The following is a 13,702-nucleotide window of genomic DNA, read 5'->3' as shown; positions in this document are numbered from 1 at the left end:
CAGCCCTAAAATATTGAAAAAAATTTAGGCACTTATTAAAAAATGAATTTAAAATACCCAAACAACATTTTATAAAACTTAACAGTATAAAAATATTAAACTTAATTAAAAAAGAAATAACTATGAAAAAGTTTACATTATCACGAAATAGATTATTTGTTTTATTTATAGCTATTATATTATTTAGTTGCTCCTCTAATAATAACGATATTATAGAACAAAATAATGATTCCAATAAAATTGAATTTGATGGTTTAACGTATCAAATAAGTAATGGACTTATAGAGAAAACTGGCAGTAATAATGAATACTCTATAGCATTGTATCCTAAAGGTATTACCATAAAAGATAGTAATAATAACAATGTTTTTAATGGAGGAAATTGGTTTTTAGAAGTTTCAGATATTTTAACGAAAAATGATTCTATTTCAGGAAAATATAAAGCTGGAGAGGATGTATCTGTGTATTTTATAAATAATGCTCAATTTGTAAATGATGAAATTCAGCCAGGTGAAAGTGTATATGAGGTAAACAAAAATGGAATATTAATTATAAATAAATCAGAAAATGAATATGAATTTATTTATGAAGCCTTTGATCCTAGAGATATACCTTTTTCTGTTTATTATAAAGGTCCTCTTACAGAAATTAACTAAAAACACAACTTCTCAAGATTTTCTACGTTATTTTAAAGAGGTTGCTCCAACTAACAAACAGTCAATGATTTTAGATCTGTTTGAAAAAATCACCTCTTTAGAATTGTAAATGTTTACTTGGTTTTTAGAACATTAGTAGAAGTTTAGGTTTAGAATTTTAAAATAATAACTATTTAAAAATCTTCCTAAACTATTTAAATCCAACTCATAAATTAAGTTATTTATTGGCTAACTGTGTATTAACTGCCCATTTATGAGTTGGATTATATAATAGTAAACGATTCAAATAAGATGATAAACAAAAGAAAAATGATGTTTATCTCTGTTTTAAATTAAAGACTAAAATCAGAATATTGCTTTAAAGGGTTATTAAATGCAATTTTAAACTTAATTAAGCATTCATTTTAGCCCAAGCAGCATCAGCTAAATCTCTTAATTCTTCAGGTTTTTTAACCCATTGTCTTTTTGCATCAATAATTCCAAAAAACATTCTTGTAAAAAAGTAAAGTTTACCATCTCTAACTTCCCATGATTTAGGATTTGGGTTTGCTTCAGCACCTTCAGACATTGCAATAGCACAATATCCTCCATATTGTGGAGCGAATTTTGCAGGAGATTTTTCAAATTTTGATTTATTTACTTCAGACGCAAAGTAAAAAGTACCATTTTCAAAACTTGCTGTTATTGATGCATTTCCTTTTTGTGGTTTTCCATCAAAAAATGATACAACATCATATTCTTGTGCTGCAATTCCTTCTTTTAAATTATGTTTCATTTTAATTTGTATTAGTGTTTAATTGTTTTAAAGTTGTTTCTTAATGATTATTCTTATTTTTAATCTACTTGCTTTTTCTTCTCTCTAATTGATTAACTTTCTTTAGGTATTGCTAAGTTTTAGAAGTTTCTTTTCCAAGCACTTCCATAACTTTATAGCGTTTACTTCGTAATTTTTTTTGTAAATTGATCTTGCCTAATACTTACTGCTTTGTATGAATATTTTATTAAAGAAAAAATTCCTGAAAGCATCATTATAATACCTATAACAGCTATGTAAACAAGACTCTTTTTTATAGAAGCTATTTGTAAACCAGCAAGCACCCCTGTTATTGCTAAAAAGGCTACAGCTATATAAAAGAATACCATTGCTCTATTTAATGTTTTTAACTGTACTAATTTTCTAGAAATAATAGATTCTGGCATTTCTTGTTCTTTAATTAAAGAAGCTACCTCATTACTCAAGGTAATCATTAAGTTTGATGTTGATAGAATTAATAAACCTATACCAGGTAATATTGTCATAGGTAAATACCAATTGTCCATACGTATTAATTGAAGTTAATATTTTAAAAATCTAGTTTTTATTATAAAAATTGTAAATAAAACCAATGGTAATAAATTCATCATTTAGATTACCAGCTATTCCTTTAAACTCAGAAAAAATAAACAGATCTTTTAATTTATAATGGATTCCAACACCATAATTAATACCAAAACCATTTTCTTTTTTATGTTCGTCGTTTTCTTCAACAAACCTTTCATTTTCTATGGTATAATTAATTCCTGATAAAGGGTAAACACCTAAACTTTCATTTAACTCAAATATATAGTGTGCATTAATATTTAAATCAATAATCGATTTTTCGTATCCCTTATCAGTATTTTGATAAGGGAAATATGAAATTTCAGGACCAAAACAAAAAGATTCATTAACTCCGTAATAAAATCGGCCATTTATACCTGCCAAACTATGGCTTAATTCGAGTGTTGGTCCAAAACCAACAATAAAACTTTGCTCACTTTCATTATGTTCTGTTTCTTGAGAAACTGTTATTAGAGAAGATAAACCAAAGCCTATTATAAGCAAGTATTTATATACCTGCATAATTAATACCAGATAAAAGATTCATCTCTCTATTATATGTAGAAAGATCATCATGATTAAACTTAGTAATATCATCATAACCACAAGAACGTGCAACCACTCTAATTAAATCGTTTGTTGCTTCAAAATAATTTTGCAGTTGTTTGGCAGAAGAATCTATCATAATTCTACTACGCAATGATTCTTTTTGAGTAGCAATTCCTACAGGGCAGTTATTACTTCCACAAGCACGCATACCTAAACAACCAATAGCTTGTAATGCAGAGTTTGATACTGCTATAGCATCAGCGCCCAACATCATTGCTTTTGCAAAATCTTCGGCAACACGCAAACCACCAGTAATTATTAAAGTAACCTCTGTAGCACCAACTTTGTCTAAATATTTTCTTGCTCTAGCTAATGCAGGAATGGTTGGTACATTAATATGATCTCTTAAAATAGTAGGAGCAGAGCCTGTTCCTCCACCACGACCATCTAGAATAATATAATCTACACCCACATCTAAAGCAAACTGAATGTCTTTTTCTATATGACTAGCTGCTAATTTAAAACCAATAGGAATTCCTCCTGTATGTTTACGTACTTTATCTGCAAATATTTTAAAATCTTCAACAGTATGAAAATTAGGGTTAGCTGCAGGTGAAATCGCTGTTTCTCCTTCTTTTAAACCTCTAACATCAGCAATTTCTTTACTTACTTTATTACCTGGTAAATGTCCTCCAGTACCTGTTTTTGCTCCTTGACCTGCTTTAAAATGGAACGCTTGTACATTATCTAATTTATCCCAAGTAAACCCAAATTGTGCAGAAGCTAATTCATAAAAGTATTTAGAATTATTTGCTTGTTCTTCTGGCAACATACCACCTTCACCAGAACAGATTCCTGTACCTGCTAATTGTGCACCTTTAGATAAAGCTATTTTTGCTTCTCTAGATAGAGCTCCAAAACTCATATCACTCACAAACAAAGGTATATCTAATTCTAATGGTTTTTTTGCTTTTGGTCCAATTGTAATTTTAGTGGAAACAGCTTCATGATCTAATAATGGTCTAGATGCTAATTGTGCTGGCAAAAACTGAATATCATTCCATTGTGGAAGCGTAGTTCTGTCAACACCCATAGAAGCAGAAAAACCATGATGCCCAATATTTTTTAATCCGTTTTGAGCTAACTCTTTTATATAACCTGTATAAGGTTCTGTTTCTTCTGGATGTGTATCTGCATAAGCTCCTAAATACTGATCACGATTAAATGGTTGTGGGTAATTTGTTAAATAGGAATCAATTTCAAACTCATCAACAAATAAATTATCTCCTTCAATTTTAGTAGAAAATTTATGAAGTACTTCTTTATTATTGTATTCAGAAACACCAGAATCTACACGATAATCCCAACCATGAACACCACAAATAAGATTATCTCCATCTACATAACCATCAGACATTAAGGCTCCTCTATGCAAGCATCTTCCGTAAAGTACAGAAATTGCATCATCAAATTTAACGATTACTAAATCTAAGCCATTTATAAGTGCGTGCTTAGGTTCTTTATTAATTAACTCACTTAGTTTTGCAATAATTACTGGTTTTTTCATAAAATATTGGTTGTTTATTAGTTTAATAGTCTTGATGTTGTCGATAACGTTTTTAATTACTTACAATATACATTTCACTTACTAACATGTATTTAAACAAACTGGTCGTTTATAAACTATAATAACATCGCTAAACCAAGATACCCCATGCAAACACAAAATTTGGCTATTTAGTAGATTTTGCTCAGTATAGATTCAAGGTTTACTCAGGAAGTGCAAGTTATTATTATCTAAAAATGCGCTTTTTAGAGGTTAACACGAGGAAGACTTATAGAAATAGAGTAGTAGTTTTTAATTTCGAAAAACTAAACAATTTCTGGGTTTCAATTAAAAGAGTATATTTCATTTGATCTACTTGTAATAATAAGTTTAAAAAAGTCTCGGAATGATTTTATAGTATGTTCTAGCATACAATTGAAAAAAAATAAAATAATTATTAGGATTTATTTGAAAACTTAGTATATTCGCGCACCTTTAATAGAAAAGGTAGTTATATACAACAAAAGCCGATGTAGCTCAGCTGGCTAGAGCAGCTGATTTGTAATCAGCAGGTCGTGGGTTCGAGTCCCTCCATTGGCTCAAATAACAATTACATTTTATATGTAATTGTTATTTTATTTAAAACAGTAAATAACTAGGGGAGATACTCAAGCGGCCAACGAGGACGGACTGTAACTCCGTTGACTACGTCTTCGCAGGTTCGAATCCTGCTCTCCCCACACTTTTTTCTTTTCTTTACTATAGATTTAATATTCAAGATTTTTTATTTAATGTTCAATGTTTTGGATTCAAGATTCATGATCCAAGAACCAAGATTGGTTTGGTGTTAGAAGTGACCACACGAAAGCGCTCAAAGTTACATTGAGTAAGATTGTAATTTAGAATTAAGTTGTTAACTTATCTTATTATTCAAACCAAACGTCATTGCGAACAAAACGATTACTGTCATTCCTGCGAAGGCAGGAATCTCCTCATTAACTAGACCCAAATCAGACTGTCAGTTCGAGTGATTTTGAGGTACGAAAAATTGTATCGAGAACTCATAGTTTACATTAAAAAAAGCTACTTACATAATAAAATACTAATCCTATACTCATTGTCAGTTCTAATGATTTTAAGGCACGAAAAATAGTATCAAGAACACATAAAGTTGGCATAAAAAATCTAAACAAATGTTGCCACCAATTGACCATTTGTGAACCTTTCTGACACTAAATGACACTCTCTGACTCTGAATGACCCACTTTTCTAGATTTTAAGGGGTTTTGTTCGAGTCTTGTTCGGGTTTTGTTCGGGTGAGATAGGGGTGTATTTTTTAAAAATGGAAGTTTTAGGGAGAAGACCCGAAGCAAACTCAAAGGAAGTCCCTAGAAAGGTTTTTATTTGGTCAGTTAAATAAAACCCATATTGTCAATTTAATCTTATAAAAAATACTCTTAAGAATTGAAGTGAGATGAATGTAGAATGGACTGATTTGGTAATGGTTTTATTTTATATATTTGTGTACAAACTACACATAATGAGCAAGCAATCAATTAAACTTTCGGTAGACGCAGTTGTATTTGGGTATGAAGAAGGAAAAATTTCTGTTTTATTAATAAAAAGAAAGTATGCTCCCTTTAAAGGGCAATGGGCAATACCTGGTGGTTTTGTTAAAAATGAAGAATCTTTAGAAGAAGCAGTAGAAAGAGAATTATTTGAAGAAACAGGTATTCAAATAAACTATCTAGAACAACTCTACACATTTGGTACACCCAATAGAGACCCAAGAGGCAGGGTCGTATCTATAGCCTATTTTGGATTGGTAAGACCCAATGCTTTTAAAATATTTGCTTCCACAGATGCAGCACAAGTACAATGGTTTTCTATAAACGAACTTCCAGCACTTTCTTTTGACCACAAAGACATTTTAGAAGCCGCTATTAAAAGATTGCAAGGAAAAATAACTTATGAACCTATTGGTTTTGAATTGCTTGATAAAAAGTTTCCGTTTTCTGATCTAGAAAAACTATACGCAACACTTTTAGGAAGAGCTGTGGATAGACGTAACTTTCGTAAGAAAATTGTTGGGTTAAATGTATTAGATGAACTTGAAGAAAAAGTATCTAAAGGTTCTGGTAGACCTGCTAACTTATTCCAATTTAATCAAAAAAGATACTTTCAACTTAAAGAGGAAGGAATTATTTTTGAAATATAAACACCTACAAATCAACACAATAATTAGTTAGTGTAAAAATAACGCAAATTAAATTTGGTAGATATCAAGTTCTAATGTATGTTTGTGTCATAATTACGCAAACACAATTATTATGAACGCACTATTATTAACAGACGGATACAAAACAGGACACCACCAACAATATCCAAAAGGGACCGAAGAAGTATATTCTAATTGGACACCAAGAAGTAACAAATACGCTCCAAAAGGATGTGATAAAGTAGTTTCTTTTGGGCAGCAATATGTTTTTAAATGGTTGCATGATTATTTTAATGATCATTTTTTCTCTAAACCAAAAGAGAGCGTTTGTAATGAAATAAAAGAAGAATTGTCTTTGTATTTAGGTACTGATTACGATGTAACGCATTATGAAAAATTACACGATTTACAATACCTACCTATCAAAGCAAAATCGTTACCAGAAGGCGTAGAAATACCAGTTCGTGTACCTATGCTAACTGTTGTAAATACAGATGCAGCCTTTTATTGGATTACTAATTTCTTAGAAACGATTCTATCTACGATGCTTTGGCAACCAATGACATCTGCTTCTATAGCACTGAGGTATAAAAGGATTTTTAAAAATTGGGCTTTAAAAACAGATAAAGAAAACATTGCTTTTATAGATTTTCAAGGACATGATTTTTCTATGAGAGGTATGGGAGGTTTGCAAAGTGCAGTTTCATCTGGAATGGGACATGCAGCCGTTTTTTTAGGCTCTGATAGCTTACCCATAATTAGTAGTTTACGCAACTATTACCGTGCAAAAGGTTTTGTTATTGGTTCTGTAAATGCTACTGAACATTCTGTAATGTGTGCAGGAACCAAAGATGATGAAATAGGAACATTTAGACAATTAATGGAAACTTATCCAACAGGAATATTTTCTGTAGTAAGTGACACTTGGGATTTATGGAAAGTATTAACAGATTACTTACCTCAATTAAAAGAAGAAATATTAGCTAGAGATGGAAAACTAGTGATAAGACCAGATAGTGGAGACCCTGTAGACATAATTTGTGGAGAAATAAAAACACTAGGAGCAGAGTCGCCTAAAGATAAAGGAGTTGTAGAGTTACTTTGGGATATTTTTGGAGGAACTATAAATGCGCAAGGTTTTAAAGTTTTAGATACACATATAGGTGCTATTTATGGAGATAGTATTACTACAGAAAGAGCAGAAGAAATTTGTAAACGTCTTTCTGATAAAGGATTTGCAACTACAAATGTTGTTTTAGGAATTGGGTCATTTACCTATCAATTTAATACTAGAGATACTTTTGGCTTTGCAATGAAAGCAACTGCTGTTGTTGTGAAAGGTGAACGAAGAGAAATTTTTAAAGACCCAATTACAGATGATGGCATAAAAAAATCTGCAAAAGGATTGGTAAAAGTAGTGGTTGAAAACAATGAATATGTTTTAATAGATCAAGTAACACCAGCACAAGAAAAGGAAGGAGCTTTACAAGTAATTTATGAAAACGGTCTATTCAAGAATCAAACAAGCTTAGAAGAAATAAGAAATCAAATTAATAAAACCCTTTAAATATATAAAACGATGAACTATCAAATTGAGACATTTAAAGATGGTCAGGTAACTGCTAAAATACTTGAAAGCGGAAATTTAGACATTAAAATTAGAGGTAATAGCTACGAAGATTTATTTAAAATAGCGGTTATTAAAGAAGCTTGGGATGCTGAAAACACAACAAATAAAACAGCAATAGCTACATTAACCATCTACTGTTTAATTGGGCAGCGTTCTGATAGAAGGTTCAATAAAGGAGCATCTTTTGATTTAAAAGTAATCTCAAAATTTATCAATACAATGAAATTTGATAAAGTGTCTCTATTGCATCCACACAGTGCTATTTCTTTGGCTTTAATTGATAACTCTTATCAAGTAGCTCATTTTAAATATGTAGAAAAAGCATATAAAACTATTGGAAACCCTGTATTAGTAAGTCCAGATGCAGGCGCATATAAAACAACACATGAGATTGCAGAGAAACTAAATGCAGACTTAGTTCCTTCTAATAAAGTGCGGGTAAATGGTGTACCTGTCATCAGTATTCAAGGAAATGTAAAAGGCAAAGAATGTTTAATTGTTGATGATTTGGCAGATGGAGGAAGAACCTTTAAACTTTTAGCTCAAGAATTAAAATCTCAAGGAGCAAGCAACGTTTTTTTATATGTTACACATGCACAATTTAACTATGGTTTTGATGAGCTAAAAGAAACGATAGACCATATATATTGTACAAATAGCTTTAAAAATATTGATAATGATTATGTTACACAATTTGAAGTGATTTAGAATATAATCTTCAGAGTTTCGTTAGAAATGATAGTATCAAGCTACAGTATTTATATAAATGTTTATAAAATGGTTGAAAAACAATAATATAAAAAAGTAAACACACTCGTCCTATAATTTATATTATGTAAAATAGAATATTTTACAACCTACCTATTTACAAAATATAGATATAAAATGCTGTTACATGTTTTGTGTGTAGTAATTATAATCCTTTAAAATAGCATCAATAAATTCCATATCACTTTTGTGTACAGATTTAATATCGGTTACTTCTAAAATTTTGGAACGCAATTTAATTAGGGTTTTATAATCACTAGTTTTAATCGCAGTTTTGTATGTTTCTTTAATAATACGTGCATCATTATCAGAAAGTTTAATAACACTAGCATATGTTGGTACATAATCCTCTTTAATATTTTCAAGTATGGTTTGCGAGAATTGTACATCATCCTTTAAATAAATTACAATAGTATTGGCAATAATATCTCCAAAACGTTGACTATTATTGGTAAATAGAATTAAAAGAAAACCAACCAGTTTACCGAAAATGAACAACGTAAGTAATAAGCCTGCTTGGTCTCCTAAACCTAAAGAAGCTGCATAGATAAACAATAAAATAAATAGATTAAAGTCAACAATACGTAAAAACCAACGAATTATATAATCTGTAATACTGGGTTTAAAACCATCAATATTAATTACTTTAATCTTTAACAAACGTTTGCCTAGGGTTTGCCCATCCAATAAAATTTCAGAATACAAAGTATAAAATGTTATCGGCAATAAAAAAAGCACTTCCATCGCTTTTATAGTCCAACCATCACCATTAAAAGTATCGTCTATAAGGTTAAAATCAAATAGTTTAGCTGCAAAATAAAAGTACGCAAACTTAATAACGTTATCTACAGAAAAAGCCAAAAGACGTTGAAATACATTCGCTGCTGTAAATTTTATATTTACATTTTGTGCTGTTTTTATTTGGAGTGTTTTCATGCAATGATTAAATTCGCTCTAATGAGAGAGGTGGCTTTTATAAAGCAAAATAAAGAAAAATGGCTTGAATTTGAACAAGGATTTCAAAATAAAGATAAAAAAAGTCCTGATGACATTGCCAACTTGCATATAAAAATCATGAACGATTTGGTATATGCACAAACCTATTACCCTAAAAGTAAGGTTACTGTATACTTAAACAAGCTAGCAAAATCTAGTTTCGATCACGTATACGATTCTAAAAGAACAAATCAAAATCCGTTTATTTACTTCTTTTTAGACAAGGTACCACTACTCTGCTATCAATACAGAAAATACTTTTACCTTTCATTTATCGTCTTTTTTGTCTGCTTTTTTGTGGGTTTACTTTCTACTTTTAATGATGAAACTTTTGCAAGACAAATTCTTGGTAACAATTATGTAGATATTACTATAGAAAATATAGAAAGCGGAGATGCAATGGCTATTTACAAAGGTGGTAGCAATTGGGGTACATTTATTGGCATTTACGACAATAACCAAAGAGTGGGTTTATACATGTTTTTATCAGGCATATTCTTAGGAATTGGTACTGCTTTTTACGTGGTAAAGAATGCAATTATGGTGGCAGTTTTTCAGGCTTTCTTCTATCAATACAACAGTTTATTCGATAGTTTAAAAGGAATTTGGATTCACGGAACTTATGAAATCTTTGGAATTATCATAGAAGCAGCAGCAGGTTATATTATTGGCGCAAGTATATTATTTCCAGGCACTTTAAAACGTTTTGAGTCTTTTAAAAAAGGAATTAGAGATGCCTTTTACATTTTTATAAGTACTATTCCGTTTACTATAATTGCTGCATTTTTAGAAGGTTATGTAACTCGTTATTCCAACAAAATGCCAACCGTATTTTGTTTCTTAATCATAGGGTTTAGTTTGGTGAGCATTAGTTATTATTATTTGATTTTGCCTTTTAAAGTGGCACGTAAACACAGTTTAAGGTAAATGAAAACACTATTAGCTTCCCTCCTTTTTTGGTGTACATTTTTGTTACAAGCACAAGGAAATTCGGCTGTAGATTCCGTTTATTTTCAAGGTGACAGTATACTTCAGGTTACATTAGATTCTACAGCGTTTCAAAAAGACAGCATTATATACCTTAAAAATACCCAAATAAGTACAGAAAGAGACTTTAATACAGATCTTAAAGAAAAGTATAAAGGCGATGATTTTGAGTACAAAGAAGAAGAAGAAACTAAAAAGGAAGAGCCAGAGTCAGAAACAGACAGTAATTCCAATAGTGCATTTTTAGGTCTCTTTAGTTTTTTTATGTCGTCTATTTTTCCTTTTCTTTTAGGAGGATTTGTAATATTTGTGATTTTAAAATCCGTATTAGGTTTCGACGCGCGTTTTTGGAAACCTACGAACAAGGCCAAAACTTCTTCGGGTAAATTAATTTATGAAGATGAAGACATTCACGAACTCAATTTAGAAGCCCTATTGCAACAAGCCATTACCAACAAAGATTTTAGACTAGCCATAAGATATTATTACTTATCTACGTTAAAAAGCCTATCAAACAATAAAATTATTGATTATCATAAAGATAAAACCAATTCAGAATATCTTTTTGAAATAGAAAATACACAAACCAGAACTGAATTCTCTTACCTTTCTTATGTATATTCTTACGTATGGTATGGCGAATTCCCTGTGGATGAAAATAGCTTTCAAATAGCCCAAAACAAGTATCAATCTTTTTTAAAATCTATAGTTTGATGCTGATAAGGAAAACATTAAAAATACCATTGCTTATCATAGCAACTTTAGTACTACTTACAAGTTGTAATAAAACCAATTGGGTAGAAAACTATAGAGAAAAGGAAAAAAGTCCTTTTGGTACCTATATCATTTACAATGAAGTTGATGATCTTTTCCCTAATCAAGAAATTGTACAATTAAAAGAGAACTTTTACGATTACCTATTTTTAAATTACGATACCACAAAAGCTGATTTTGGCAACTATATTTGTATTAAGAATACTGCCAATAAATTACCAGAAGAAGGTATAAAAGATTTATTATCTTTTGTTTATGATGGTAATAATGCCTTTTTATCTTTAAATTATTTTAGTGATAATTTATTAGAACAATTAGACATCACCACAAATAATCTAGACAAACATGTATATGATAATGTAGATTTAAAAGCCTTAAAAGGGGAATTCTCTCTAGTTGATAAAAGCTTTAAAGACGAAACTTTTACTTTTGATAGAAATATACAAAGACACTATTTTGTAACCTATAACGAAAACAAAAGCATTGTTTTAGGAAATGCCAAAATAGATGGAGAATTAGTGCCTAACTTTTTAAAGATTTATCATGGTAAAGGTGCTATTTATGTACACAGTAATCCTATTGTGTTTACTAATTACAACCTATTAAAGGGGAAAGAAGTTTATGCAGAGCACCTACTCTCCTATTTGCCTTCTAATACTGTTTTTTGGGACCCTCAAATAAAATGGAGTAAATACGCTAATGATAGAAATGAAGATCAAGAATCCGTATTTAAATTCTTTTTACAGCATAGCACTTTAACTTGGTTTTTATGCATAACCTTGGCAGGCGTTTTATTATTTATGCTTTTTAATTTTAGAAGAAAACAACGTGCCATTCCTGTAATACACCCTTTACAAAATACCACAGTTGCCTTTACACAAACCATTGCAAGTTTGTACTTAAAAGAGCAAAATCATAAGAATTTAGTCGATAAAAAGATTGCTTATTTCTTAGAAAAAGTACGCACAAAATACTTGTTAAATACTACCAATTTAAACAAAGATTTTATTAGAGATTTAGCAGCGAAGTCAGATAATGATATCAGAAATACAAAATACTTAATCAACACAATCATCACTTTAAATAAGAAGTCAGAATGCACTCAAGAAGAGTTACTTGTGCTACATAAAATGATTGTAAAATTCTTTAAAAAATAAGTTTATGGAAACACCAAATGAACCATTACAACAACCAGAACATATAGAGACACCAAACAACCTTGCTTTTGAGAGTAGAATCGATTTGTCTGAATTACAAGAAAGTGTTTTTCAAATAAAAAAGCAATTGCAAAAGGTAATTGTAGGCCAAAAAGAAATGATGGATTTGCTGGTAGTTTCGTTATTAGCAAACGGACACGTTTTAATAGAAGGTGTACCAGGAGTTGCCAAAACCATTACAGCAAAGTTGTTGTCTAAAACCCTAAATATAGGCTTTAGTAGAATTCAGTTTACACCAGATTTAATGCCTTCGGATATATTAGGGACTTCTGTTTTTAATGTAAAAAGTTCAGAATTTGAGTTTAAAAAAGGACCTATATTCTCTAATATGATTTTAATTGATGAGATAAACAGAGCACCTGCCAAAACACAAGCAGCAATGTTTGAAGTTATGGAAGAAAAGCAAGTAACTATGGATGGAACCACATACACAATGCAAGAGCCATTTATAGTGTTAGCAACTCAAAACCCTATAGAACAAGAAGGTACTTACAGGTTACCAGAAGCGCAATTAGATCGTTTTCTATTTAAAGTGATTATAGAATACCCAAATGCAGAAGAGGAATTAGAAATCATAATGAGAGAGCAAGCTTTAGAGAATACGACCAAGGTTGGCAAAATAGAGACAATTATTGAGGGCGATAAAATATTAGAATACAGAAGTTTAGTAAATCAAATAAAAATAGAAGAAAACTTGTTAAAATACATCGCAAACATTGTGGTAAATACAAGAACCAATTCATTTTTATATTTAGGAGCTTCACCAAGAGCAAGTATTGCTATTTTAGCTGCATCTAAAGCATTTGCAGCCATAGAAGGTCGTGATTTTGTTACACCAGAAGATATTAAAAGAGCAACCATTCCTGTTTTACAACACAGAGTAATTGTTACTCCAGAAAGAGAAATGGAAGGTTTAACTAGTAAACAAATTATAGAACAAATCATAGAGGCAGTAGAAATACCAAGATAAATATAGTCCTTGCGAAGAAGGTACGACTGAA

At 30.5% G+C, this 13,702-nt stretch carries 13 protein-coding genes and 2 tRNA genes; 10 read left to right on the top strand and 5 right to left on the bottom strand.

Annotation, left to right across the window (positions count from 1 at the left end; all coding sequences use genetic code 11):
• The first annotated feature begins 122 nt into the window (after nucleotides 1–122).
• On the top strand, nucleotides 123–656 hold the full coding sequence (locus tag ACJJVK_RS14000) for a hypothetical protein (protein WP_405566947.1): 534 nt from the start codon (nucleotides 123–125) through the stop codon (nucleotides 654–656).
• Nucleotides 657–1,047: 391 nt separating this feature from the next.
• On the opposite strand, the gene ACJJVK_RS13995 is transcribed toward ACJJVK_RS14000, so the two are convergent.
• The 4 genes from ACJJVK_RS13995 to ACJJVK_RS13980 form a co-directional block, all read right to left on the bottom strand.
• Nucleotides 1,048–1,431, bottom strand: a complete 384-nt coding sequence (locus ACJJVK_RS13995) for a YHS domain-containing (seleno)protein (RefSeq protein ID WP_405566945.1) — start codon at nucleotides 1,429–1,431, stop codon at nucleotides 1,048–1,050.
• A 161-nt stretch (nucleotides 1,432–1,592) separates the two neighbouring features.
• Nucleotides 1,593–1,976, bottom strand: coding sequence for a hypothetical protein (locus ACJJVK_RS13990; RefSeq protein WP_405566944.1), 384 nt, complete (start codon nucleotides 1,974–1,976; stop codon nucleotides 1,593–1,595).
• Between the two features lie 31 nt (nucleotides 1,977–2,007).
• Nucleotides 2,008–2,538: an outer membrane beta-barrel protein gene (locus tag ACJJVK_RS13985; protein ID WP_405566941.1), complete on the bottom strand. Its 531-nt coding sequence runs from the start codon at nucleotides 2,536–2,538 to the stop codon at nucleotides 2,008–2,010.
• Entirely contained in the window at nucleotides 2,525–4,132 is a 1,608-nt protein-coding gene (locus tag ACJJVK_RS13980; protein ID WP_405566938.1) for a glutamate synthase-related protein, read from the bottom strand. The genes ACJJVK_RS13985 and ACJJVK_RS13980 overlap by 14 nt, the downstream gene beginning before the upstream one ends.
• A gap of 505 nt (nucleotides 4,133–4,637) precedes the next feature.
• On the opposite strand from ACJJVK_RS13980, the gene ACJJVK_RS13975 reads away from it, so the two are divergent.
• The 5 genes from ACJJVK_RS13975 (at nucleotide 4,638) to ACJJVK_RS13955 (ending at nucleotide 8,667) form a co-directional block, all read left to right on the top strand.
• Nucleotides 4,638–4,711: transfer RNA gene (locus ACJJVK_RS13975), tRNA-Thr, on the top strand.
• A gap of 58 nt (nucleotides 4,712–4,769) precedes the next feature.
• A tRNA-Tyr gene (locus ACJJVK_RS13970) sits at nucleotides 4,770–4,851 on the top strand.
• An 800-nt stretch (nucleotides 4,852–5,651) separates the two neighbouring features.
• Complete coding sequence (locus ACJJVK_RS13965; RefSeq protein ID WP_405566935.1) at nucleotides 5,652–6,329, top strand: NUDIX hydrolase; 678 nt, start codon at nucleotides 5,652–5,654, stop codon at nucleotides 6,327–6,329.
• Between the two features lie 112 nt (nucleotides 6,330–6,441).
• On the top strand, nucleotides 6,442–7,896 hold the full coding sequence (locus tag ACJJVK_RS13960) for a nicotinate phosphoribosyltransferase (protein ID WP_405566932.1): 1,455 nt from the start codon (nucleotides 6,442–6,444) through the stop codon (nucleotides 7,894–7,896).
• A gap of 12 nt (nucleotides 7,897–7,908) precedes the next feature.
• Nucleotides 7,909–8,667, top strand: coding sequence for a phosphoribosyltransferase family protein (locus tag ACJJVK_RS13955; RefSeq protein WP_405566929.1), 759 nt, complete (start codon nucleotides 7,909–7,911; stop codon nucleotides 8,665–8,667).
• A gap of 183 nt (nucleotides 8,668–8,850) precedes the next feature.
• On the opposite strand, the gene ACJJVK_RS13950 is transcribed toward ACJJVK_RS13955, so the two are convergent.
• Nucleotides 8,851–9,663, bottom strand: a complete 813-nt coding sequence (locus ACJJVK_RS13950; RefSeq protein WP_405566926.1) for an RDD family protein — start codon at nucleotides 9,661–9,663, stop codon at nucleotides 8,851–8,853.
• 21 nt (nucleotides 9,664–9,684) lie between these two features.
• Here ACJJVK_RS13950 and ACJJVK_RS13945 point away from each other — a divergent pair, with 21 nt between their 5' ends.
• Genes ACJJVK_RS13945 through ACJJVK_RS13930 form a run of 4 tightly spaced genes read left to right on the top strand, consistent with a single transcriptional unit; the run spans nucleotide 9,685 to nucleotide 13,671 of the window.
• Nucleotides 9,685–10,650: a stage II sporulation protein M gene (locus ACJJVK_RS13945; protein WP_405568383.1), complete on the top strand. Its 966-nt coding sequence runs from the start codon at nucleotides 9,685–9,687 to the stop codon at nucleotides 10,648–10,650.
• Nucleotides 10,651–11,424 carry a hypothetical protein gene (locus ACJJVK_RS13940; protein ID WP_405566924.1) on the top strand — a complete coding sequence of 258 codons (774 nt, stop codon included), beginning with the start codon at nucleotides 10,651–10,653 and terminating at the stop codon, nucleotides 11,422–11,424. It begins immediately after the preceding gene.
• The gene (locus ACJJVK_RS13935) at nucleotides 11,424–12,641 is read left to right on the top strand and encodes a hypothetical protein (protein WP_405566921.1); all 1,218 of its coding nucleotides are present in this window, start codon (nucleotides 11,424–11,426) and stop codon (nucleotides 12,639–12,641) included. The genes ACJJVK_RS13940 and ACJJVK_RS13935 overlap by 1 nt, the downstream gene beginning before the upstream one ends.
• Before the next feature lie 4 nt (nucleotides 12,642–12,645).
• Nucleotides 12,646–13,671: an AAA family ATPase gene (locus ACJJVK_RS13930; RefSeq protein WP_405566919.1), complete on the top strand. Its 1,026-nt coding sequence runs from the start codon at nucleotides 12,646–12,648 to the stop codon at nucleotides 13,669–13,671.
• The last annotated feature ends 31 nt before the right edge of the window (nucleotides 13,672–13,702 follow it).

Origin of the sequence: Polaribacter sp. Asnod6-C07, assembly GCF_045063625.1 — a bacterium.
Taxonomy (GTDB): Bacteria; Bacteroidota; Bacteroidia; order Flavobacteriales; family Flavobacteriaceae; genus Polaribacter; species Polaribacter vadi_A.
The sequence above is the reverse complement of the archived record's forward strand: the minus strand, read 5'-3'. Positions and strand labels throughout refer to the sequence as shown.

Bases quoted from the DNA above. Each gene is read 5' to 3' on its own strand.
- ACJJVK_RS14000 (WP_405566947.1), top strand. From the start codon at position 123: ATGAAAAAGTTTACATTATCACGAAATAGATTATTTGTTTTATTTATA.
- ACJJVK_RS13995 (WP_405566945.1), bottom strand. From the start codon at position 1,431: ATGAAACATAATTTAAAAGAAGGAATTGCAGCACAAGAATATGATGTT.
- ACJJVK_RS13990 (WP_405566944.1), bottom strand. From the start codon at position 1,976: ATGGACAATTGGTATTTACCTATGACAATATTACCTGGTATAGGTTTA.
- ACJJVK_RS13985 (WP_405566941.1), bottom strand. From the start codon at position 2,538: ATGCAGGTATATAAATACTTGCTTATAATAGGCTTTGGTTTATCTTCT.
- ACJJVK_RS13980 (WP_405566938.1), bottom strand. From the start codon at position 4,132: ATGAAAAAACCAGTAATTATTGCAAAACTAAGTGAGTTAATTAATAAA.
- ACJJVK_RS13965 (WP_405566935.1), top strand. From the start codon at position 5,652: ATGAGCAAGCAATCAATTAAACTTTCGGTAGACGCAGTTGTATTTGGG.
- ACJJVK_RS13960 (WP_405566932.1), top strand. From the start codon at position 6,442: ATGAACGCACTATTATTAACAGACGGATACAAAACAGGACACCACCAA.
- ACJJVK_RS13955 (WP_405566929.1), top strand. From the start codon at position 7,909: ATGAACTATCAAATTGAGACATTTAAAGATGGTCAGGTAACTGCTAAA.
- ACJJVK_RS13950 (WP_405566926.1), bottom strand. From the start codon at position 9,663: ATGAAAACACTCCAAATAAAAACAGCACAAAATGTAAATATAAAATTT.
- ACJJVK_RS13945 (WP_405568383.1), top strand. From the start codon at position 9,685: ATGAGAGAGGTGGCTTTTATAAAGCAAAATAAAGAAAAATGGCTTGAA.
- ACJJVK_RS13940 (WP_405566924.1), top strand. From the start codon at position 10,651: ATGAAAACACTATTAGCTTCCCTCCTTTTTTGGTGTACATTTTTGTTA.
- ACJJVK_RS13935 (WP_405566921.1), top strand. From the start codon at position 11,424: ATGCTGATAAGGAAAACATTAAAAATACCATTGCTTATCATAGCAACT.
- ACJJVK_RS13930 (WP_405566919.1), top strand. From the start codon at position 12,646: ATGGAAACACCAAATGAACCATTACAACAACCAGAACATATAGAGACA.